The sequence below is a fragment of the Allobosea sp. P5_A5 genome, assembly GCF_056400625.1.
In genome coordinates this window covers 61,797-83,638 of the sequence record NZ_JBFUKY010000015.1, presented here as the reverse complement: position 1 = coordinate 83,638, position 21,842 = coordinate 61,797, and the positions used below count along the sequence as shown (strand labels likewise).

The 21,842-nt window shown below is 66.8% G+C and carries 22 protein-coding genes and 1 tRNA gene; 10 read left to right on the top strand and 13 right to left on the bottom strand.

Features of this window, described 5'->3' with window-relative positions:
• The first annotated feature begins 72 nt into the window (after positions 1-72).
• Positions 73-149, top strand: a tRNA-Met gene (locus tag AC1DR6_RS21525).
• Positions 150-292: 143 nt separating this feature from the next.
• On the opposite strand, the gene AC1DR6_RS21520 is transcribed toward AC1DR6_RS21525, so the two are convergent.
• Positions 293-721 carry a helix-turn-helix domain-containing protein gene (locus AC1DR6_RS21520; protein WP_476831318.1) on the bottom strand — a complete coding sequence of 143 codons (429 nt, stop codon included), beginning with the start codon at positions 719-721 and terminating at the stop codon, positions 293-295.
• Positions 722-963: 242 nt separating this feature from the next.
• On the opposite strand from AC1DR6_RS21520, the gene AC1DR6_RS21515 reads away from it, so the two are divergent.
• Positions 964-1,761, top strand: a complete 798-nt coding sequence (locus AC1DR6_RS21515) for a DUF72 domain-containing protein (protein WP_476831317.1) — start codon at positions 964-966, stop codon at positions 1,759-1,761.
• A gap of 4 nt (positions 1,762-1,765) precedes the next feature.
• Here AC1DR6_RS21515 and AC1DR6_RS21510 read toward each other — a convergent pair whose 3' ends face one another.
• The 5 genes from AC1DR6_RS21510 to htpX form a co-directional block, all read right to left on the bottom strand.
• A complete protein-coding gene (locus AC1DR6_RS21510; protein ID WP_476831316.1) occupies positions 1,766-2,269 on the bottom strand; it encodes a YbaK/EbsC family protein in 504 nt (167 codons plus the stop codon).
• 4 nt (positions 2,270-2,273) lie between these two features.
• Positions 2,274-3,866 (bottom strand): bifunctional phosphoribosylaminoimidazolecarboxamide formyltransferase/IMP cyclohydrolase, encoded by a 1,593-nt coding sequence (gene purH, locus AC1DR6_RS21505; RefSeq protein ID WP_476831315.1) that lies wholly within the window; start codon positions 3,864-3,866, stop codon positions 2,274-2,276.
• 109 nt (positions 3,867-3,975) lie between these two features.
• A complete protein-coding gene (locus AC1DR6_RS21500; protein WP_476831314.1) occupies positions 3,976-5,736 on the bottom strand; it encodes a heparinase II/III family protein in 1,761 nt (586 codons plus the stop codon).
• 91 nt (positions 5,737-5,827) lie between these two features.
• A complete protein-coding gene (locus tag AC1DR6_RS21495) occupies positions 5,828-7,183 on the bottom strand; it encodes an RsmB/NOP family class I SAM-dependent RNA methyltransferase (protein WP_476831313.1) in 1,356 nt (451 codons plus the stop codon).
• Between the two features lie 5 nt (positions 7,184-7,188).
• Positions 7,189-8,109 (bottom strand): zinc metalloprotease HtpX, encoded by a 921-nt coding sequence (htpX, locus tag AC1DR6_RS21490; protein WP_476831312.1) that lies wholly within the window; start codon positions 8,107-8,109, stop codon positions 7,189-7,191.
• 102 nt (positions 8,110-8,211) lie between these two features.
• On the opposite strand from htpX, the gene AC1DR6_RS21485 reads away from it, so the two are divergent.
• Positions 8,212-8,433 (top strand): DUF1674 domain-containing protein, encoded by a 222-nt coding sequence (locus tag AC1DR6_RS21485; RefSeq protein ID WP_476831311.1) that lies wholly within the window; start codon positions 8,212-8,214, stop codon positions 8,431-8,433.
• 92 nt (positions 8,434-8,525) lie between these two features.
• A complete protein-coding gene (locus AC1DR6_RS21480) occupies positions 8,526-9,830 on the top strand; it encodes a class I SAM-dependent methyltransferase (protein ID WP_476831310.1) in 1,305 nt (434 codons plus the stop codon).
• Positions 9,831-9,863: 33 nt separating this feature from the next.
• Here AC1DR6_RS21480 and AC1DR6_RS21475 read toward each other — a convergent pair whose 3' ends face one another.
• Positions 9,864-10,181, bottom strand: coding sequence for a DUF2853 family protein (locus AC1DR6_RS21475; RefSeq protein WP_476831309.1), 318 nt, complete (start codon positions 10,179-10,181; stop codon positions 9,864-9,866).
• A 239-nt stretch (positions 10,182-10,420) separates the two neighbouring features.
• Here AC1DR6_RS21475 and AC1DR6_RS21470 point away from each other — a divergent pair, with 239 nt between their 5' ends.
• Positions 10,421-11,368: a 2-hydroxyacid dehydrogenase gene (locus AC1DR6_RS21470; RefSeq protein ID WP_476831308.1), complete on the top strand. Its 948-nt coding sequence runs from the start codon at positions 10,421-10,423 to the stop codon at positions 11,366-11,368.
• Here the strand turns inward: AC1DR6_RS21470 and AC1DR6_RS21465 are convergent.
• From AC1DR6_RS21465 to AC1DR6_RS21450, 4 genes are all read right to left on the bottom strand, one after another.
• The gene (locus AC1DR6_RS21465) at positions 11,365-11,880 is read right to left on the bottom strand and encodes a L,D-transpeptidase (protein WP_476831307.1); all 516 of its coding nucleotides are present in this window, start codon (positions 11,878-11,880) and stop codon (positions 11,365-11,367) included. The two genes, AC1DR6_RS21470 and AC1DR6_RS21465, sit on opposite strands and share 4 nt — an antisense overlap.
• 119 nt (positions 11,881-11,999) lie before the next feature.
• On the bottom strand, positions 12,000-12,830 hold the full coding sequence (locus tag AC1DR6_RS21460; protein ID WP_476831306.1) for a heme ABC transporter ATP-binding protein: 831 nt from the start codon (positions 12,828-12,830) through the stop codon (positions 12,000-12,002).
• Positions 12,823-13,917 carry a FecCD family ABC transporter permease gene (locus AC1DR6_RS21455; RefSeq protein WP_476831305.1) on the bottom strand — a complete coding sequence of 365 codons (1,095 nt, stop codon included), beginning with the start codon at positions 13,915-13,917 and terminating at the stop codon, positions 12,823-12,825. The genes AC1DR6_RS21460 and AC1DR6_RS21455 overlap by 8 nt, the downstream gene beginning before the upstream one ends.
• A gap of 8 nt (positions 13,918-13,925) precedes the next feature.
• Positions 13,926-14,885, bottom strand: a complete 960-nt coding sequence (locus AC1DR6_RS21450; RefSeq protein WP_476831304.1) for a heme/hemin ABC transporter substrate-binding protein — start codon at positions 14,883-14,885, stop codon at positions 13,926-13,928.
• A 268-nt stretch (positions 14,886-15,153) separates the two neighbouring features.
• Between AC1DR6_RS21450 and hmuQ the strand changes: the two genes are divergently transcribed.
• The 3 genes from hmuQ to AC1DR6_RS21435 all read left to right on the top strand — a co-directional run bounded on the left by hmuQ (position 15,154) and on the right by AC1DR6_RS21435 (position 17,607).
• On the top strand, positions 15,154-15,501 hold the full coding sequence (gene hmuQ, locus AC1DR6_RS21445) for a heme-degrading protein HmuQ (RefSeq protein ID WP_476831303.1): 348 nt from the start codon (positions 15,154-15,156) through the stop codon (positions 15,499-15,501).
• A gap of 11 nt (positions 15,502-15,512) precedes the next feature.
• Positions 15,513-16,034 carry a heme utilization cystosolic carrier protein HutX gene (gene hutX / locus AC1DR6_RS21440; protein ID WP_476831302.1) on the top strand — a complete coding sequence of 174 codons (522 nt, stop codon included), beginning with the start codon at positions 15,513-15,515 and terminating at the stop codon, positions 16,032-16,034.
• 217 nt (positions 16,035-16,251) lie between these two features.
• A complete protein-coding gene (locus AC1DR6_RS21435) occupies positions 16,252-17,607 on the top strand; it encodes a hypothetical protein (RefSeq protein ID WP_476831301.1) in 1,356 nt (451 codons plus the stop codon).
• 3 nt (positions 17,608-17,610) lie between these two features.
• Here AC1DR6_RS21435 and AC1DR6_RS21430 read toward each other — a convergent pair whose 3' ends face one another.
• Complete coding sequence (locus AC1DR6_RS21430) at positions 17,611-18,333, bottom strand: fused DSP-PTPase phosphatase/NAD kinase-like protein (protein ID WP_476831300.1); 723 nt, start codon at positions 18,331-18,333, stop codon at positions 17,611-17,613.
• 154 nt (positions 18,334-18,487) lie between these two features.
• Between AC1DR6_RS21430 and ppa the strand changes: the two genes are divergently transcribed.
• Entirely contained in the window at positions 18,488-19,024 is a 537-nt protein-coding gene (ppa, locus tag AC1DR6_RS21425) for an inorganic diphosphatase (protein ID WP_476831299.1), read from the top strand.
• 113 nt (positions 19,025-19,137) lie between these two features.
• Here the strand turns inward: ppa and AC1DR6_RS21420 are convergent, their stop codons facing one another.
• A complete protein-coding gene (locus AC1DR6_RS21420) occupies positions 19,138-20,013 on the bottom strand; it encodes an HpcH/HpaI aldolase/citrate lyase family protein (protein WP_476831298.1) in 876 nt (291 codons plus the stop codon).
• An 88-nt stretch (positions 20,014-20,101) separates the two neighbouring features.
• Here AC1DR6_RS21420 and AC1DR6_RS21415 point away from each other — a divergent pair, with 88 nt between their 5' ends.
• A complete protein-coding gene (locus AC1DR6_RS21415; protein ID WP_476831297.1) occupies positions 20,102-21,835 on the top strand; it encodes a serine/threonine dehydratase in 1,734 nt (577 codons plus the stop codon).
• The last annotated feature ends 7 nt before the right edge of the window (positions 21,836-21,842 follow it).

The window sequence follows — 21,842 nt, the reverse complement described above, 5'->3', positions numbered from 1 at the left end:
GCGTGATCGTTTAAAGCCAAGGTTCCGGAAAAGCACAAACGCTCCCAGGATACCAAAGGCCAATACCGTTGACGCGGGGTGGAGCAGCCCGGTAGCTCGTCAGGCTCATAACCTGAAGGTCGTCAGTTCAAATCTGGCCCCCGCAACCAAAATACAAAACCCCGTCGCTCCAGCGGCGGGGTTTTTGCGTGAGGGGGGCCTTGGAAGAGCGATCTGCCCGATCATCCAGTCCGCAACCGCGCTCGAAATAGCAGCGGCAAGACGGTGTTCAATGACCGTTCCAAATGACGCTCTAGCGATTACGCTTGTTTTGTTCACGCTTAAGCTGCTGGAAAAGCTCAAGAATGGTGCGCCTGTCAGCGGGATGAGCGAGCTCAGTCAGATCGATATGCAGCGCATCCGAGCGATCCAATGATTGGGCATTCTCCACGCTTTCGGCGTGATAGGTCGCCTGCTGCGGTTCGGCAAATTGCAGCGGTAGCTTCGAACCCAACTTCAATTCGGCCAGGAACTGCCGGGCCGTCGTCTGATACAGGGTTGTCAGCTTCAGCAACTGTGCGAGCGATACTTGTCGTCGCCCCAACTCTTGATAACTGATGAGTTGCTGGCTGACATCGAGAGTATCGGCGACCCGCTGACCCGAGAGTCCCGCTCGCTCTCGCAATTGACGCAGTTTCGCGCCTATCGCTATGTCCAGCTCTCCAGCCGCTTCCTCGTCCACTCATCCCCCCTCTCTTGAGCTTTGAGGGGAGCTGGGGTCGATCGGACGGACAACGCATGTGAAGTTGATAAATGGAGCTTATGCTCGCTAGGTGAGAGGTCTTGCTTGGGCTGGGTCAGTCCCGCCATACCCATGAGCGATCCTGACAGGGGCCGTCCGCCCCGCGAGGTTTATAGGTATGGCTTCCCGCGCGCAGCGCGTGCTCGTACGATCGTCGAACTCCATCAGGCAAGGCGAAACAGATGGCCCAGGGCAAGATCCATATTGGCATCGGCGGCTGGGTGTTCGAGCCTTGGCGCGGGACTTTCTATCCTGAGCGGCTGCCGCAGAAGCGCGAACTCGAGTACGCCGCGAGCCAGCTGACCTCGATCGAGATCAACGGCACCTATTATGGCTCCCAAAAGCCGGAGAGCTTCGCCCGGTGGCGCGAAGAGACTCCAAACAACTTCATCTTCGCGGTCAAAGGCTCGCGTTACTGTACCAACCGCAAGGTGCTGGCCGAGGCCGGTCCTTCGGTCGAAAAGTTCCTGACCAGCGGTCTCGCCGAGCTCAGGCACAAGCTGGGGCCGATTAACTGGCAGTTCATGCCAACCAAGCGGTTTGAGCCGGCTGATTTCGAAGCTTTTCTGAAGCTGCTTCCGAAGGAGTTGGATGGAATCGCGCTGCGTCATGCCGTCGAGGTTCGCCATGACAGCTTCCGCTCACCCGATTTTGTCGCGCTCCTGCGGGAGTATGGCGTCGCGGCGATCACCTCCGCCGACGCCGATTTTCCGCAGATCGCCGATCTCACGGCGCCCTTCGTTTATGCCCGCATCATGGGCACGAAGGAGGCCGAGCCTAAGGGCTATTCCCAGGCCGGCTTGAAGCGTTGGGCGAAATCGGCGCAAGCTTGGGCCGAGGGCGGTGTCCCAGACGGGCTGGACACCATCGCGCCACCGGCCAAAGCGCAGGCGCGCGATGTGTTTCTCTATGTGATCAGCGGCGACAAGGTCCGCAACCCGGCCGCGGCGATGGAACTGATCGCGCTCACGAAAGCCTGAGCCTTCAGGCGTCGTCCAGCAGGGCAGGGGCGCCGCCGAGCTGGGCGACGTCCTGACAGATATCGACCCATTCGGCCGAGGTTAGGGCCGCCATGCGTTCCGGCGCGATGCGAACCGCGCTGTGGGTCGAGCCGGCGGCGGGCACGACTTCGTCGAAAGCCCTCAGCGAGACATCGCAATAGACCTTCAACGACGTCGCCAGCCCGAAGGGGCAGACGCCCCCGACAGGGTGGCCCGTCAGCGCCTCGACCTCGTCCATGCCGAGCATGCGCGGCTTTCCGCCGAGCGCGGTCTTAGCCTTGCGGTTATCGAGGCGGGCATCACCACGCGCCACCACTAGCACCACCTCCTCGCCGATCCTGAGCGAGAGTGTCTTGGCAATTTGTCCGGGCTCGACGCCGTGGGCTGCGGCGGCGAGAGGCACAGTCGCGCTGCTCTGTTCGGTCACGATGACCGTAAGGTCGGGCGCATGGGCTGCGAAGAAGGCGCGGACGGATTCGAGGCTCATCGCATCAGTGGCGGAAGTGGCGGTGGCCGGTGAAGACCATGGCGAGGCCGGCTTCGTCGGCCGCCTGAATGACGAGATCGTCGCGCATCGAACCGCCGGGCTGGATCACCGCCGTCGCCCCGGCTTCGGCCGCAGCCAGCAAACCGTCGGCAAAGGGGAAGAAGGCATCTGACGCCACGACCGAACCCTTCGCCAAGCTTTCCGGCAAGCCGGCGGCCCGGGCGGCCTCTCCCGCCTTCCAGGCGGCGATGCGCGAGGAATCGACGCGGCTCATCTGGCCTGCGCCGATGCCGACCGTGGCGAGATCCTTGGCATAGACAATCGCGTTCGACTTGACGTGCTTGGCGACGCGGAAGGCGAAGCGCAGATCGGCGAGTTCGCGCTCGCTCGGCTGGCGCTTCGTCACGACCTTCAGCGCCATATCGTCGACGACGGCGTTGTCGCGCGACTGGGCGAGGAAGCCACCGGAGACGGTGCGCAGCGAAAGGCCGGGCGCGCKGACGTCCGGCAGGCCGCCCGTCAGAAGCAGGCGCAGGTTCTTTTTCGCAGCGATCAGCGCGATCGCGTCTTCATCGGCATCGGGCGCGATGATGACCTCGGTGAAGACTTCGACGATCTTTCGCGCGGCTTCGGCATCGAGCCTGCGGTTCAGCGCGACGATGCCGCCGAAGGCCGAGACGGGGTCGCAAGCGAGCGCCTTGTCGTAGGCATCGAGCAGCGAGGAGCCCGTGGCCACGCCGCAAGGATTGGCGTGCTTGACGATGACGCAGGCCGCGCTCGCTGCCGGATCGAATTCGGCAACGCATTCGAAGGCCGCGTCGGTGTCGTTGATGTTGTTGTAGGAGAGCTGCTTGCCCTGGACCTGCCGGGCTGTCGACACGCCAGGGCGATTCTCCGGGGTGCGATAGAAGGCCGCCCATTGATGGGGGTTCTCGCCATAGCGCATCGTCTCGGCGAGCGTGCCGCCAAGCGCACGGAAGGGCGGAGCGGTGTCGCCGAGCTCGCTTGCGAACCAGCTGGAGATTGCTGCGTCATAGGCCGCCGTGCGGGCATAGGCTTTCTGCGCGAGTTTGCGACGCAAGGTGAGGGTGGTGGCGCCCTTCTGGGCCGTCAGATCCGCGAGAATGGAGGCGTAGTCTGCCGCATCGACCACCACGGCGACGTCATGATGGTTCTTCGCGGCAGCGCGGATCATCGCCGGGCCGCCGATATCGATGTTCTCGATGCAGTCGTCATAGGGTTTGCCGGCCGAGACCGTGGCCTCGAACGGGTAGAGGTTCACCACCAGCAGATCGATCGGCTGGATGCCGTGGCCGATCATGGAGGCCTGATGTTCGGGATGGGAGCGGATGGCGAGCAGGCCGCCATGCACCTTCGGGTGCAGCGTCTTGACCCGGCCGTCCATCATCTCCGGGAAGCCGGTGAGGTCGGAGACGTCGCTAACAGGCAGTCCGGCCTCGTGCAGCGCCTTGGCGGTGCCGCCGGTCGAAACCAGCGCGATGCCGAGGTCGTGGAGGGCGCGCGCGAAGTCGATCAGCCCCGTCTTGTCGGAAACGGAAAGAAGGGCGCGCTCGACGCGGCGAAGCTCATTCGGCATCGGTCTCAAATCCGGCTCGGATAACGGGGCAGGCGGTTGCGCGCGGGCTATCATGCTGCGGCGCCAAAGGCAAAGACTGCCGCCGCCGGGCTGCTGGGCCGCCGGGCCTTCAGGCCTGGGGATCGGCGTCGGCGTTACCGGAGGCGCCTTCCTGACGTTCGGCTAGGAGCGAGGCCAAGGTCTGGCCGGCGCGCGGGTTGGCCGCGCTGATGCGATGGAGCCGCCAGATCACGCGCGGGGTCGCGGCGGCATCGAAGGCGACGACGATCTGCTCGGTGCGGCGACGGCCATCCGCCGACGCCAGGAAAAGGCTCTCGTCCAGCATGAGTGGCAGGCCACCGGCCTCGAAGCTCCAGACCTCACCGGAGGCGAGAGCCAGCAGGGCGGCGGTATCGTCACGCAGCAGGCTCGCGCGGACATTCGGATGCAAATGGAAGCGCAGCGCGGCCGGCAGCGACGCGCGAGACCCGCTCAGCGTGATCTCGTCCTCGCCCGCGAGCGCGCTGCCGTCGCCGGCGAGCTGCAGGCGGCGCGTGTGGACCGCGCCGAGCGCATATCGGTAGCCGTCATGGCTGGCGACCCATTCCGGGCCGTCGGTGCCTTCCTGCCGCGCGACGCGAACATCGGTGGGGCCGGAAATCACCCGCATCTCGCCGAGCACCCGGCCGAAATTGGCGCTGGAGCGGTCGTCCAGCACCAGCGTCGAATGCGCCGCGGTGCTGCGTGCGGCCAGTTTCAGTTCGGGCGGCCCGAAACGGCTGGAACCGCAATTGACGATGATCCGCTGCGCGCCGCTGGAGAATTCGAAGGCGAGACAACCGGCATGGGCCTCGACGGAATAGGCGCCGCGCGGAGGGGCGCCAGCATCGACGACGACGACGCTGCGCCCGGCCGACAAGCGACCATAGCCCGAATAGGCGGCGTGCTCGGTCGGGCGTCCGCGCGCGTCGTCATAGGCCGCCAGCGTTGCCATCAGATCCGGCGGCGTGATGCCCATGCCGTTGAACAGAGCAAGCGCGCCATCGCCGTGCCGGAACAGCCGCAGATGCGGCATCATGCGTTCAATGGCCGTTAGCACACCGCGCGGCGGCTCGAGCCCACGGGCCGCGAAGGTCTCGCGCAAGGGCAGGAGATCCAGCAGGAGGTCGATCAGCAGGCGCGGGTTGCGGGAGAGATGGCCGCCATCGGGCAGGATCTGGTCGTCGAGTTCGTCCGAGAGCAGCGTCTCGATGCGGCGGCGGCGGGTATCCTGCCCGTCGAGACAAATCGCGGCGAAGGCCAGCGCGATCAACCCGTTCAGCCGGTCCGCGCCCTCGACGGCGCCGGCGAGCGACAGGCGCACGCGGTCCGCCAGCCGCGAAACATGGCGCACGAAGCGGTCGTAAAAAGCGTGATCGACACCTTCCAGCAAAAGCGGCGAGTGCGACAGCAGCGAGACCAACCGCCGCGCGGCCACGCCGGGGCGGCGGGCGATATCGACCCTGTCGCGGCGCCGAACGATGAAATCCTCGACGAGACTGCGGGCGTTGGCCCGAGCGATCGCGGTATCGGCGGCGCGCATGTGGCGAAGCCAGGAAAAACCGTAGAGCGCCTCCGCCCAGGCCTCGCTCGGCGGCTCGACCTCGAAGGGCGATTCGCCATGAGTTCGCAGCGTGCGGCCGGCGAAGGCATAATAGCCCGCATAGAAATCGGCGGCCGTGGTGGGATCGGCGGTGCGCAGATCATGCGGGGCGAAGAGCAGCCGGCTCGCGGGGTGGCGGCCGAAGGGCCAGAGCCGCCGCGTCGCGCCGACCAGCCGGCCACGGGTCCGCCGAGCCGCCCGTCCAATGGCGGCCTGAGCCAATCCCCGGCGCTCGGTCCAGGCGCTCAAATCCTCCACATGCTCCGCTTCCGGGCGCTACCCGCAGGCGACGCCGATCCAGTCGGAAACGGCGCGGCTGCCCGCGCGAATCCTCACGCCGTCATAGCCTGATCAAGCGGCTTGCGTAAAATCCCGCCCATCCCGAAAGGCGCGGGGTTTCCCCCGGCAACTGATGCGGCAAGGTCCTGACATCGCCGCGCGCGTCGATGGCGGCGGCAAGATCGCCGATCTCATGGGCGCTGACGGGGCTGCGACGAAACTGGGGATGGCGTTCGAGAAAGGTCTCGACCTGGGCCTCGCCCTCCTGCGGTTCGAGCGAACAGGTGCAGTAAACCAACCGGCCGCCCGGCTTCGTCAAGGCGGCTGCCGCGTCGAGCAGGCGCGCCTGCAAGGCGCCGAGACGGTCCCGGTCGTCGGGCGATTTCGTCCAGGCGACGTCGGGATGACGGCGGATCGTGCCGGTTGCGCTGCAAGGCGCGTCGAGCAGCACCGCGTCGAAGGGCTCGGCCTGCCAACGCGTGGCGTCGGCGGTGACGATCTCGGCTTCCAGCCCGAGCCGCGCGAGGTTGGCCTTGAGCCGCTTCAGGCGGGGCGCCGAACGGTCGAGCGCGGTCGCGCTCGCGCCCGCTGCGGCGATCTGGGCGGTCTTGCCCCCAGGAGCGGCGCAGAGATCGACGATGCGCTCACCGGGTGCCGGCGCGATCAGCCTGACGGGCAGGGCGGCGGCGGCATCCTGCACCCACCAAGCGCCCTCGGTGAAACCGGGCAGGTCGGCAATGGACTGCCGGCTTCGCAGGCGGATCGACCCTGTTGGAAGCAGGACGCCGTCGAGCTTTTCGGCCCATGTGGCGGCATCGCTTTTGACGCTGAGGTCGAGCGGAGGCTCCTGCCGGTGGCTGAGCGCGATCGCGGCGGCGGCCTCCGGCCCATAGGTCGCGGACCAGCTTTCGGCGAGCCATTCCGGCACGTCACGGAGCGGATCGGCGGCGGCTTCCGCCAGAACCGCGTCGCGCTCGCGGGCGAGCCGGCGCAGCAAGGCATTGCCGAGCGCGACGTAACGGGACGAGCGCGGGTCCTCGTGAAGCTGGCGGATGGCGATGTCGACCGCCGCATGGTCGGGCACGTCGAGAAAGAGAATCTGCGCAGCGGCAGCGGTCAGGACCGGCTCGAACGGACCGGAATTGCGCGGGCTGCCGCGTTCCAGCCGCGCGTCGATAGCGTGCTGGATCGTGCCCAGCCGGCGAAAGGCGGTGATCGCGATGGCGCGCGCGAGCGCCGCGTCTGCTGGTTCGAGCTTTGCGGCTGGTAACAGCCGCTCCAGTGTCTCATCCAACGAGACCTTGGCGCGCAGCACCTCGTCGATGACGCTGGCTACGAGACGACGCGCCGGCAGGCCCGGTGCATCGGAGGGCGCCGGCACCGCTGCGGATTCGCGGTCTTGCTCGGAAGTCGACATGGCCATCAACCCCACGGCCCCGGTTGGCGTTGCGCTTCGCCCCGGGGGCGGGCGGGCGCAGGGGACAGGCCTGCGCCGCCATCTGCCACACCCATGGCCCGAGCCTGCTCCATCAGAGCGGCGATGCGGTTACCGGTGTCGGGATGCGTCGAGAAGAGATTGTCCATGCCGCCTGCGGTCAAAGGATTGATGATGAAGAGAGGCGCCGTAGCAGGCTTCGCCTCGGCTGTCTCGTTTGGAACATGACTGACGCCGGCCGCGATCTTGGCGAGCGCATCCGCGAGCCAGACCGGATTGCCGCAGATCTGGCCGCCCATCTTGTCCGCCTCGTATTCCCGCGAGCGCGAGATCGCCATCTGGATCACGGCCGCCGCCATCGGCGCCAGGATCGAGAGCAGGATCTGGACGATGACATTCGGGCGGTTGTCGCGCGAGCCGAAGACCATGCCGAACGTCACCAGCGAGGAGATCGCACCCGCCATGCTGGCGCTGATCGTCATCGTCAGCGTGTCGTGGTTCTTGATGTGGGCCAGTTCGTGCGCCATCACGCCGGCCAGCTCTTCATGGCTCAGCGTGCGCAGGATKCCGGTCGTCACGGCGACGGCCGCGTTTTGCGGGTTGCGGCCAGTGGCGAAGGCGTTGGGCTGGTCCTCCTGAATCAGGTAGACGCGCGGCATCGGCAGGTCGGCGCGAGCGGCGAGGTCCCGCACCATGCGCCACAGCTCGGGTGCCGTGGCCTCGTCGACCTGCTGCGCGTTGTAAGCGGAGAGTGCGAGCCGGTCGGAGTTCCAGTAAGTGAAGAGGTTGGTGACGACGGCAAAGCCGAGCGCCGCCAGCATGCCGCCGCTGCCGCCGAGCAGATAGCCCACCGCGCCGAACAGCGCGGTGAGGCCCGCCATCAGCATGCCGGTGCGGACGTAATTCATCGTCTTCCTTTCGTGATCATTGGCTTACACGGCCTCGCGCAGGCCGAGTCCGTGCCTTATGTGGTGGGGTGAAACCCGATCCTGCAAGGGAGACGAGGCGCGATGCCCGACGCCACCGAAGACAAAGCCGTTGAAAACACGGCGCAGCGCAGGCCCTTGTCGCCAGCGGCCGAACGCGCGCTCGCCGAGGCCAAGGCCCGGCGCGAGGCGAGCGATGCCCGTGCCGCCGAAATCGCGCGCCCACGCGAGGTCAACGGGCGCGGTGGGCTGGAGCCGGTGCGCTATGACGACTGGGAAGTGAAGGGTATCGCCAGCGACTTCTGAGCCCGCGTCGCCAGCGGACGATGCAACCGGGACGATTGCCAACCCGCGAGGTTGCATTCAAACAGCTTCGAAGCGGATCGGATCATCGCGGCATGGACAGCAACGACAAGCGGCTCGCCGCCCTGCGCCGGCTTCTCGGCGAGGCGCATGAGAAACTGGGGCTGAAACTCGGTTTCCGACTTTGGGACGGCAGCATGGTGCCGGCGGTCTGGCCGCAAAGCGGGCTCGGCATCGCCATCGCCGATCCCGGCGTCGTCGCTGCGCTGCTGCGCAGGCCGAAGCTCGACACGCTGTTGAACCTGCACATTTCGGATCGTTTGGCGATTATCAACGGCTCGCTGTTCGATCTCGCCGCGGCGCGGCCGGATCGCAAGGTCGGGCGTCTTGCCCGCAACATTCCCAAAGGTGCCGTCTTCGAGGTCGTTAGGCGCTTCCTGTTCGCGCCGGGCAAAGCGGCGGACGCGGTCAGCCATCGCAAGGGCGACGAGATCGCCCGCGACGGCGCTCCGGCCACCAACAAGGCCAATATCGCTTATCATTACGACGTCTCGAACGATTTCTACCGGCTCTTCCTCGACGAGGAGATGGTCTACACCTGCGCTTATTTCACAGAGGATCATGGCGATATCGCGCGTGCCCAGCAGGACAAGCTGGACATGATCTGCCGCAAGCTGCGGCTGAAGCCGGGCGACCGCTTCCTCGATATCGGCTGCGGCTGGGGCGCGCTCGTCTGCCATGCGGCGCGCCATTATGGCGTCGAGGCCCATGGGGTCACGCTGGCCGAGGAGCAGCTCGCTTATGCCCGCGACAAGGTCGCCAAGCTGGGTCTCGAAGGAAAGGTCACGCTGCATCTCAAGGATTTCGCCCAGATGGAGGGCGAGTTCGACAAGATCTCCTCCATCGGCATGTTCGAGCATGTCGGCATCGCCAACCATCCGACCTATTTCCGCGCGGTCAACAAGCTGCTGCGGCCACGGGGGCTTTATCTCCACCACACCATCGCGCGGCGCGCCAAGAAGACCGACAAGGCTTTCCGCAAGATGCCGGCCGAGTACCGCGCGCTGGTGCGCTACATCTTTCCCGGCGGCGAGCTCGACCATCTCGGCATGTCGATCACCAATCTCGAGCGCAACGGCTTTGAGGTGCATGATGTCGAAGGCTGGCGCGAGCATTACCAGCGCACGACGCGGCTCTGGTGGGAGCGGCTCGACGCCAACCGGGAGAAAGCCGAGGCCGAGATCGGCCCGGAACGGACGCGGATGTGGCTGCTTTATCTGGCCGGCTGCTCGCTCGCCTTCGAGCGCGGTGGGGCGATGATCAACCAGACACTGGTGTCCAAGCGGCGCAAGGGCCCCTCTGGTCTGCCGCTGACGCGGGCCGATCTCTATCTCGACTAGAGAGGAAAGCCGGCGCCGAGGCGCCGATGGAGATTACTTCTTGGCGAAGAGGTCGAGCTTTCCGTGATGCTCGGCCAGAAGGTAGTAGAAGGTCAGGCGCGACTTGGTGCGGTCGGCCTTCATCGCCTCGCAGACCGCCTTGATCGAGCCGTCGAGATCGCCGGATTTCAGGCCGAGCTTCTTTTTCAGGAAATTTTCCCGCACGCGCTCGATTTCCTTGGGGTCGGAGCAGGCGACGTAGCGGGTGTCGGATTTGCTCATGACCAGTGCGTAGGCCTTGGCCATGCCGGCAAAGGCGGGATCGTTGATCGGCTTCGTGGCGAACTTCTTCAGGTCGGCAAGGTGATCCATCTGCAGCCCCCTCCTGCCCGCGTGGTGCGGGGCGGTTTCGTGTCGCGGTTGCGAGGTTAACGCGGTTTTCTTCGAGGTGCGAGGCCTTCGAGGCTTCTCTTTCGGATCATTCCGGGGGCGCGGTCAGAGCAGTGCCGTCTTGCCGAATGCGCCGGGGGGATGGCCGTTGCTGCGATGGCATGGGTTGAGCTGGACGACCGGTGGTGCTGCGATGCAGCATCTGCGAGGGGATCTTTCGAATGAAGCCGACGATTTTGATGGTGCCGCGTTTGCCGGGCGCGCTCGTGCAGCGGCTCAGCGAGCATTTCGAACTGCTCGGTCCGTTGGAGCGATCGGCGCCGGATGCCTTGCCCGAAGGGGCGGTGCGGGTCGAAGCGTTGCTCACGGTGGGCAGCCAGAAGACCGATGCGGCGCTGATCGACGCCTTGCCGAAACTCAAGCTGATCTGCTGCTATGGAACGGGAATCGAGGGGGTCGATCGCGCCCACGCGAAGGCGCGCGGCATCCAGCTCGCCAATGCGGCGGACGCCAATGCCACCAGCGTCGCGGAATTCGCGATGGGGCTGATGCTCGCGACGGCGAGGCGGATTCCGCAAGGCGACCGTTTCGTGCGGGCCGGTCACTGGAAGGGCAATTCCATCGAACGGATGCCGCCGGTGCCGGGTTTGGCGGGGAAGCGCCTCGGCATCTATGGGCTGGGTGCCATCGGCAGCCGCGTCGCCTTGCGGGCGGCGGCCTTCGAGATGGAGATCGGCTACCACAACCGTTCGCGTCGCGAGGATGTGCCCTATGCCTATCACGACAGCCTGCTCGGACTGGCCGGCTGGGCCGACATCCTGATGGTCTCGGCGCGGGCGAGCGCGGAGAACCGCCATGCGGTCGATGCCGCCGTGCTGGCGGCGCTCGGGCCGGCCGGGCACTTGGTCAACATCTCGCGCGGCATCGCGGTCGATGAAGACGCCCTGTGCTCGGCACTGGAAAGCGGTGGGATCGCCGGGGCCGGCCTCGATGTCTACGAGAACGAGCCGCACGTGTCGGACCGCCTGAAGGCGATCGAGAACGCCGTGCTGACGCCGCATATCGGCGCCAATGCCGAATCGGCGCAGGCCGCGCAGCAGGACATGCTCTTCGGCAATCTCGAAGCCTTCTTCGCAGGCGGTGCGCTGCTGTCGCCCGTCACGCTCTAGGGCATGACGACGACAGGCGTGCCCATCTGCACGCGGGCGTAAAGGTCGATCACGTCGCTGTTGTGCATGCGGAAGCAGCCATAGGAGGCGGCGGTGCCGACCGTCTGCGGCATGTTGGTGCCGTGGATAGCGTATTCGCCGCCTGGGCCGAGGCCGATGACGCGGGCGCCCATCGGGTTGCGCGGCGAGCCGCCGGGAATGACATCGGGCAGGCGCGGATTGTCGCGCTTGACCTCGGACGGCGGGCTCCAGGCCGGGTCGACCTGCAACTCCTCGACATATTTGACGCCGCGCCACTGCTTGCCGGCCTTGCCGACCGCGATGGTGTAACGGATGGCCTCGCCAGGCGCGTAGACGAAATACAGACGCCGCTCCCCGGTGCGGATCACGATCGTGCCGGGGTTGAAACGGGCGTCGTTCAGGCCGACGACCTCACGCGCATGACTTGCGCTGGCGAAAGCCGGCAAGGCTGCACAGGCCAGAAGGCCGGCTGCGATAAGCGATCGGGACATGGGTGGGCTCCGCTCGGACAGGCCGCAGCTTTCGCGCCGATCGGCTGAATCCCGCGTTGAGCGATATGGTGAATCGGCTGCGGCCCCGATTCAGCATGAATCGGCGGTGAATCCCGGCTTCAGGCGGCGGAACGGCCGCGATGCTGCTGCGGCAGCAGGAAGGGCATGCCCGGCGCTGGCGCCCGGCTGAGCGAGAGATCGACCCGGAAGACCTGCTGCAACAGCGCGTCGTCGAGCGTCTGCGCCGGCGGGCCTTGCGCGATGATGCGGCCGCGATCCATCACCACGAGATGGTCGGCATAGGTCACGGCCAGGTTCAAATCGTGCAGGACGACCAGCACGGCGACGCCGCGGCTCGCGATCTGGCGGGCCATGTCGAGCAAAGCCAGCTGGTGGCAGAGGTCGAGGCTGGCGATCGGCTCGTCCAGGAACAGGACCTGCCGCTCGGTGACGCTGCGTCCGGCTTCGAGCTGGCAGAGCACACGGGCGAATTGCACGCGTTGCTGCTCGCCGCCGGACAAGGTCTGGTAGCGGCGCCCGGCAAGGTCGAAGACGCCGGCCGCCGCCAGGCTCTCGGCGACGATCGCCTCGTGGCGCGGGCGGGTCAGCGCGCGGCCGATCCCGTCGACGCCCAGCCTCGCCACTTCGTAGACGTTGAAGGGGAAGGCCAGCCTCGCATGCTGCGCCATCACGGCGCGCTGGCAGGCGAGGCGCCAGGGCGGCATCGCTTTCAGCGGCTCGCCATCGACCTGCACCTCGCCATGGGATGGCGCGAGCTCGCCGGTCAGCAGCTTGAGCAAAGTCGATTTGCCGGCGCCGTTGGGGCCGATCAGGATCGTCGTCGTGCCGGGTGCGAGGTCGAGGGAGGCGTCCGCGACGAGAGCGCGCTTGTCCGCGATGAAGCCGAGGTTTCGGCCTGACAGGATCGTTTTTGGGGGGACTTCAGACATCGAGAGGCCCCGCGCGGCGCAGCAGCAACCAGAGGAAGAAGGGCGCGCCGATCGCGGCAGTGACGATCCCGATCGGCAGCTCGGCGGGTGCGACGATCAGCCGGGCAACGATATCGGCCGCGACCAGCAGCATCGCGCCGCCGAGCGCCGAAAGCGGCAGCAGCAGGCGATGATCCGGCCCGACCCAGAGCCGCACCAGATGCGGCACGACGATGCCGACGAAGCCGATCAGCCCGGCCGAGGCGACGCTGGCGCCCACCGCGAGCGCCACCAGCACAATGGCCATCGCCTTGATGCGTTGCACGGGGATGCCGAGATGATAGGCCTCCGCCTCGCCCAGCATCAGCCCGTTGAGGCCGCGCGCCAGAAAGGGCATCAGCAGCAGCAGCGGCAGGATGATCGGCGCGATCGCCGACAGCTTCGTCCAGCTCGCACCGCCCAGGCTGCCCAGCGACCAGAAGGTCAGGTCCCGCAGCTGCCGGTCGTCCGAGACGAAGGCGAGCAGGCCGGTCAATGCGCCTGACAGCGCGCCGAGCGCAACGCCGGCCAGCAGCATCGTCGCGACGGAGGTGCGGCCCTCGCGGGTCGCGATGACATAAAGGACGAGCGTCGAGATCAGGCCCCCGCAAAAGGCGCCGAACGGCAGGATCGCGAAGGGCAGCTTCATCAGTGTGCCGGTGAGGAAACGATCGCCCAGCACGATCGTCGCCGCAGCAGCCAACCCGGCGCCGGCCGAGACGCCGACGAGGCCGGGATCGGCCAGCGGGTTGCGGAACAGGCCCTGCATCAGCGCGCCGGAGACCGCGAGCCCGGCTCCAACCAAAAGCCCGAGCAGGACCCGCGGCAAACGGATATTCAGCACCACGAGCGCGTCGCGGCCTTCCAGCACCGAGGCGTTGCCGGTGATCCATGCCGTCAGGATGCCGGCGACGCGACCGGGTGCGATCGGGACCGCGCCCTGTCCGATGGCGACCACCGCGAGCAGAAGACAGCCGACCCCGAGGCCGACGCAGGCGATCAGCCCCAGCCTGCGGCGGCCGGCAACCAGCCCGGCGAGCGAGGGCTGCGGGATCGCCGGGGATGACACCGCCAGGCTCAAGGAGCCGCGCCCGTGGTCAGCGGTGGGATGGCCCGCTGCGTGTAAATCGCGGCCATCAGATCGCGAGCGGCGAGAGGCGTGCGCGGGCCGAAGCCGAGCAGATAAAGCCCATCCATATGGACAAGACGCCTGGATGCCGCCGCTGGCGTCTGCGCGAAGACCGGCAGCGCGAACAGCTCCTCGGCCGTGGTGCGATGGTTGCCGCCATTGCTCATCATCAGGATCATGTCGGGGGCGGCGGCGATGATGGCCTCGTCGGTCATCGGCTTGTAGCCTTCGATCGCGGCAGCGGCATTTTCAGCCCCGGCCAGCGCGATCATGCCGTCGGCTGAGCTGTTTCGCCCGCCGACGAGCGCGCGCCCGTTCTGCAGCGAAAGCACGAAGAGAACGCGTTGCGGCTTGCCCAGCCCATCGCGCAAAGTGCCGAGTTCAGCGAAGCTCGCCATCGTTCGGGTGGCGAGGCGCTCGGCCGGCTCGGCCGCGTCGATCGCGGCGCCGATCGCCTTGATCTTGGCGGCGACGCCTTCTGCGGTCTGGCCATCGGGGATGCGCGCCAGCTTGACGCCCGATTCGGCCAGCAGCGAGACCGCGTCCGGGGGGCCGGCGCCCTCGATCAGCAGCACGAGCGACGGCTTGAGCGAGAGCACGCCCTCGGCCGAGATGGCGCGGACATAACCGATATTAGGCTTCTGCTGCAGCGCTTCCGCAGGAAAAAGGCTGGTCGAATCGACGCCGACGAGACGGTCCTGCCGGCCGAGCGCGTAGATCACCTCGGTGATGACGCCGCCGGCGACGACGACGCGGTCGGCGGTTTCAGCCACGGCGCTGCCGGCGCCCCACGGTCCCGACAGGATCGCGACCGCGAGCCCGATCGCCGCCAAGGCGGCACGCGGGGTCGACCACCGGGCGAGAGCGCGGTCGGCGGCGGCTGTGGTGGGACCCTGGCTTTTGGACATCGCGTCGCTCCTGCGCCGCATCCGGCGCCGTGCGCCAGGAATGCCTTGCGTGACTGCTTGCAGTCGGCCTGTCTTACATCGCAACGGTCAAGTAAATCTCAGTTTTTAATGATTAAAAACTAAAACTGTTCTCGACTGTTGTTGACGCAGATATTCGGCTTTACTAGAAGCGGTCAAGCGCGACGTGCTCGGCGTCGCCCCCCGCCGTTCTCGCGCGGCGTTTCGCTATTCGTTTCCCAGGCCTCGCGGCCCAGTGCAGGATCGCCCGATGTTCATCGCCATGAACCGCTTCAAGGTCGTCAAGGGTGAGGAGGCCGCCTTCGAGACGGTCTGGTCCTCGCGCAAGACGCGGCTCGACGAGATGCCGGGTTTCCTCGCCTTCCACCTGCTCAAGGGGCCTGAGAAAGAGGACCACACCCTCTATTCCTCGCATACGAGCTGGGCCTCGAAAGAGGACTTCACCGCCTGGACCAAATCCGATCAGTTCCGCGAATCGCATCGCAATGCCGGCCAGCCGCGCCCGGCGCCGATCTATCTCGGCCATCCGGAATTCGAGGGTTTCGAGACGGTGCTGAGCGAGACCAACCCGCGTCTTCCTCGCCAGGCGGCCGAGTGAGAGCCGAGGCGATGACTTTGGCAGAGGTCGAGGGCCGCGAGCCGATCCAGCATGCCCGCGAGATCCTCGCGGCCAAGCCGGATGCGATGATCGAGGCGGTGGCGCGCGAGGCGGGGGTCTCGACGCGCGCCGCGCTCGATCTGCTGCCGGGCGAGCAGCGTCTCCTGGTCGCGCCGGAGCACCTCGAGGCGCTTTGGCAGGACATCGCCGGATGGGGCACGGTGCTGTTCCTGATGCACACGCCCGACATCGTCCTCGAGGTGGAAGGCTCGCTGCCTGTCGGCAGCTTCGGCCACGGCTATTACAACATCCATGGCGACAGCCCGATCGGCGGGCACATCAAGGCGGAGAACTGCCGGGCGATCTATCTGGTCGATCGCGCCACCGGACAGGGCCGGCGGGCCTGCTCGGTGCAGTTCTTCAACGGCGCGGGCGAGGTGATGTTCAAGATCTTCGTGCGGCGAGATGCCCATCGCGCCTTGCTGCCGGATCAGCTAAAGCGCTTCGAGGATTTGAAGACGCGCTTCGTCTGAGCCGCATATCAGCGCCGCGATGCCCTTCGCATCGCGGCCGCAGCGGCCCGCAGCAACGGCCGATGATGAGATCTGTTTACCTCCGGTTAACCATGAAGGCGCAGCCTGACGGCTCGCGCGATCTGCGGTCGTGATGCCGGATTCTCGTCCCCCGCGGGACGCCTATGACGGCATCGTGGAAGCCGATCCGATCGATGGGCCCGCGGAGGACGCTGCCATGGCCGCTCATATCGTCATGGACCGCGCGAGCTTTCCGCCGCGCCGCTCGCCGCTGACGATCGCATCCGGCCGGCGCTTTATCGCCCGGCGCGCTCCGCTGCTGCGGTCGAGCTTCGGTGCCGCCGCGCTGCTCGGCCTGCGTTTCCTGCAGGCTCGGTTCATCTCGGTCTGGGGGCTGATCATCGCGGCCGCCTTGTGCCCGCCCGGCGTCTTCGCCGCCTTCGCGGTGTTTTCCGCAGCCGTCAATTTCGTCGCCACCGCCTCGCTCCTGCGGCTCGAAATCGTCTTCTTCCAGACCCGTGACCGGGACAGGCTCGGCCTCGCGGTGCGCCTTGCTGGCGTCGTCGGCGCTCTCTTCCTCAGCCTATCCGCGCTCGTGCTGTTCGTTCTGGCGATCACCGGCTGGGTCGCGCCGGCGGTGGCCTTCTTCTTCCTGGTTTCTCTGGCGGCGCGGGCCGGTCTGCGGTTGCTCTGGGCCGAGGCGACGGCAGAGGGCGATTTCCGCGCCGTCGGCAACAGCAATGTCGTTCAGGCCATCGTTCAGCCAATCCTGATGCTCCTGCTGATCTTCATCTTCGGACCCAAGGCTCTTGCGCTCTTCGTAGCCGATGCCGCCGGCCATGTTCTGGCGATGGGGTATCTGCTGAGACGCCGGGCGCCGGCTTTGGCGACGCTCGTCCGGCCCGGCCTGTGGTCCGTGGCCAGCCTGCAAGAGGCCGCGCGGCGCTGGCGTGGCGTCGCGATATTGTTGCTGCCTTCGGCGCTGCTCTCCTATGGCTTCGCGATCGCGCCGATCCTGGCGCTGCCCTATGCCTCGAATGCCGTGCTCGCCGCTCATGTCGCGCTGGCGATGCGCCTGCTGGATATGCCGGCGCAGATGTTCGGCACGGTCGCGGTGCCGCTCACGCTCAACCGCCTGCGGGCTTATGTCGGAGCGCGTCGCCAGTTCTGGATGAAGCTGATGACGCTGGTCCTGACGCTCGTGGCGGCAGGTCTTTTTGCGGCGATAGGCTCGGCCGCCTGGCTCGTGGACATCTTCCTGGACGGCACGCATTGGGACGGCGTCGGCGACACGATCGCGGTCCTGAGCATCTTCTATGCGGCCTCGACCTTGATCGGGCCGTTGCAGGAAATCGCCACGCTGTCCCATCGCGCCATCGGACAGCTTGCGATCAATGCGCTGTCGCTAGTCGCCATCGTCGGCGTGATGCTCGGCTTCGGCGCGCTGACGCCCACGCTGCTTTATGCGCTGGGCGCCGTCTCGGTCCTGCGCACGCTGCTCTATCTCGGCTTCATCTGGCTCGGGCGCGAGGATGTCGCGGGCGAGGAGCCGGGCCTCGCTGCAGCCGGCTAGCGTCTATTCGCGCCGGATCAGGCGGTCGGCGATCAGCGACGAAAAGAGCCCCGGCTTGAACTCGCGCTCCAGCCGGGCGGGATCGTAGATCGTCTCGACCCAGTCCAGGAAGGGAACGCCCTTGGCTTGGCCCTCGCGGCGATAGGCCTCGAAGAAGGCGTCCAGGATGCCGGTCTTGGCAAAGCGGAAATGGCCATAGCGCAATGACAGCTGGCGCATCGCCTCCTCGAGCGGCCTCTGCTCGTGGACCAGCAGGTAAAGCGCCGAGAAGAATCCGGCCCGGTCCGCACCCGACTTGCAGTGCACCAGCGCGGGCTCCTCCAGACTTGCGAAGAAGGCCTTGGCGCCCAGGATCGTCTCGCGCTCGGGTGCGCCGCGCGAGCGCAGCACGAAATCGACGAGGCGGATGCCATGGCGCTCGCTAGCTTCCTTCTGCAAGGGCCAGGAGCCGTGCTCGCGTCCGCCGCGCAGATTGACGATGGTCTTGACGCCCTTGCGCGCGAAAGCCGCGATCTGACCGGGCGCGGGCTGCGACGAGCGCCACAGCCGCGGCGTGACCCGATGCGCATTGAGATAAGCGAGTCGGAAGATGCCGTGGTCGACCAGCAGCATGTTGGCCCAGGCGCGCAGGCGCTGGCCGCCGCTGGCGATCGGCTGGTCCCAGCGTGCGATGCGGGCCATGCGCCTGGCGTATCGTTCTTCGTCGGGCCTCAGGCGGTTCAGCACGGCCCGGTCTCGCGGATGGTCATGATGCGCCCGATAGCAGCGGAAAGGAGCCCGCGCAAATCTGCGGATGCGGCGTCTTCATGAAAGGCTTGGACTTTCCGGCGCGAACTTGCATAAGGCCCCCGCTCATTTCGCCAGAGACAGGTCTTCATTCATGCGCATCGACGCCATCTCCATCGGCAAGAATCCGCCGGACGAAGTCAATGTCCTGATCGAGGTAGCGATTGGCGGCGAGCCGATCAAATACGAGATGGACAAGGAGGCCGGCACGCTTTTCGTCGACCGCTTCCTCTACACCCCGATGCGTTATCCGGGGAATTACGGCTTCATCCCGCACACGCTGTCGGACGACGGCGATCCCTGCGACGTGCTGGTCGCCAATACGCGCCCGCTGGTCCCCGGCTCCTATATCGCCGTGCGTCCGATCGGCGTGATGCTGATGGAAGACGAGGGCGGCGGCGACGAGAAGATCATCGCCGTGCCGGTGCCGAAGCTGACCAAGCGCTACGAGAACGTGCACAACTACACCGACCTGCCGAAGATCACGCTCGACCAGATCCAGCACTTCTTCGAGCACTACAAGGATCTCGAGCCCGGCAAATGGGTCAAGCTCAAGGGCTGGGGCGACGCCGCCATGGCCAAGACGCTGATCATCGAAGCGATGGATCGCGCCAAGGCCGCCAAGGCCTGATCCATCCGCGTGAAGCATCATGCTCGGGCTTGACCCGAGCATGACGGAAACCAGTGCCTTCCGTCCTGAGGTTCTCGGATCGAAGCTGTGCTTCGCCCGAGAATGACGGCAATTTATCCGCTGATCGCGTCCGCCAGAGCCACGGTGCGCCTCGCCATATCGGCGTGCAGCAGCTCGACCATGCGCCCATCGAGCTGAATCGCGCCCTTGCCGGCGTTCTCCGGCCGGTCGAACGCTGCGAGGATCGCTTTGGCGCGCGCCAGCTCGGCCTCGTCCGGCGCGAAGATCGCATTGGCGGTTGCGACCTGCGCCGGGTGGATCAGCGTCTTGCCGTCGAAGCCGCAATCGCGGGCCTGCTCGCATTCGGCCCTGAACCCGGCCTCGTCCTTGATCTCGTTATAGACGCCGTCGAGGATATCGAGGCCATAGGCGCGGGCGGCAAGCAGGGCGGTCGTCAGCCAGGGCAGCATCGGGGCGCGGCCCGGGACCAGGCGGGCGCGCGTTTCCTTGGCGAGATCGTTGGTTCCCATCACGAGACAGGCAAACCTCGTCGCGGGGTCGCGCGCGGCACCGGCAATCGCCTCGACTTGCAGGATCGCGAGCGGCGTCTCGATCATGGCCCAGATCGCGACCCTGGGATCCGCACCAAGCGTCGCCAAGCGGTTGCCGATCTCGACCAGCGTGTCCGGGCTGGAAACTTTCGGGATCAGGATCGCGTCGGGCTCGCTTGCAACGGCGGCCGCTAAATCGGCCTCGAAAAGATCGGTATCGACGCCGTTGATCCGGATCACGACCTCGCGGCGCCCAAAGCCGCCGGCTTTCACCGCAGCGCCGACCTGCTCGCGTGCGGTTGCCTTCAGATCTGGCGCGACGGCATCTTCCAGATCGAGAATCAGAACGTCTGCCTCAATCGCGCGGGCCTTTTCCAGTGCGCGGGCGTTTGAGCCGGGCATGTAGAGCGCGCTGCGGCGGGGGCGAAAAGTCGTCATGGTGGCTCCCAAGGGATCGCGGTCTTGCTGCAGCGCAACCTAAAGCATCGTGGCCCGAGGGGAAGCGCTGCGAAGGGTGGAGTGGTTCATGAAGCGCATCGCCGGCGTCGATGGCTGCAAGGCAGGCTGGATCGCGGCCATAGCGTCGGCTGATCGTGGCTCGGCTCCGGTCATCCGCATCGTCTCCCGCTTCGCCGATCTTCTCGAAGGGGTGGACGCGCCGGAGATCGTCGCGGTGGATATGCCGATCGGGCTGCCGGACCGGATCGAAGGGCGGGGCCGTGGACCGGAAGAAGCGATCCGATCGGTGCTGGGCACCCGCAGCTCCTCGGTGTTCAGCATTCCATCGCGTGCGGCGGTCTATGCGATCGATCGCCCGCTTGCGGGGATGGCGGACATCGCGCTGGCCCATACCGAGACCTGCGAGATCGCCCGCGCCACCTCCGAGCCCTCGGCCGGGTTCAGCCGCCAGGCTTTCATGATTCTGCCGAAGATCCGCGAGATCGACCGGTTGTTGCGCGAGGACGAATCGGCGCGCGCTCGCGTCCGGGAAATCCATCCGGAGCTGGCCTTCTGGACGATGAACGGCGAGAGACCGCTTCGCTTCGCCAAGAAGAGTTCCGAGGGAGCGGCGGAACGAGCCGGCCTTCTTATGGCAAACGACCTCGACCGTGCCACTGTCGAGGCCGTGCCTCCGAAGGGGGCCAAGCGAGACGACCTCCTCGATGCGCTCGCGGCGCTGGTCGTCGCCCGGCACATTGCCGGCGGGCGCGGAAGGCCCTTTCCGGACCCGCCGAGACGCGATAGCCACGGCCTGCCCATCGCGATCTGGACGTTTGCGTCCGGGCCGCCGACACAGGATGCCGATATGAGCGACCGACCCGTCACCCGCCCGATGATCGAAGAGGCTGCTCAGCGCATCGCCGGCCATGCTCGCGTGACGCCGGTGATGAGGCTGGGCGCAGGCGCTTTCGGCAGCGATGCGGACATCTCGTTCAAGCTCGAATGTCTGCAGCATGCCGGCTCGTTCAAGACGCGCGGTGCCTTCAACACCCTGCTCTCGCTCAGCGTGCCGGCGGCCGGTGTCTCGGCGGCATCGGGCGGCAACCATGGCGCCGCCGTCGCCTATGCGGCGATGCGGCAGGGTGTGAAGGCGACCATCTTCGTGCCGGAGATTTCACCTGCCGCGAAGATCGAGGCCATTCGCCGCTTTGGCGCCGATGTCGTGGTCGGCGGCGCGCAATATGACGATGCGCAGGCGGCCTGCGACCGCTTCGTGGCGGAAACGGGCGCGCTGAAGATTCATCCCTTCGCCGCGAAGGAGACGATCGCCGGGCAGGGGACGCTGGGGCGTGAGTGGGACGGGCAGGAGCCCGATCTCGACACCCTCCTCGTCGCGGTCGGCGGCGGCGGCCTGATCTCGGGCATTGCGAGCTGGTTTGCCGGCACCAAGGTCAAGGTCGTCGGCGTCGAGCCGGAGGGATCGCGGGCGCTGCAAGCGGCGCTGGAGGCAAAGGCGCCGGTCGAGGTCAAGGTCGCATCCGTGGCAGCCGATTCGCTGGGCGCACGCAATGTCGGGCCGCTCGTCTACGAGATCTGCAAGGACGCGGTCGACCACGTCGCACTGGTGGCGGATGCGGCGATCAACGAGGCGCAGAAGGTGCTGTGGCGCGATTTCCGGCTCGCTGTCGAGCCTGGCGGCGCGGCGGCGCTGGGCGCGCTGATCAGCGGCGCCTACAAACCGGCGAAGGGCGAGCGGCTCGGCGTGCTGGTCTGCGGCGCGAATGTCGATCTGGCGAAGCTGGCGGCGGTCGTGGGGTAAAGAGGCG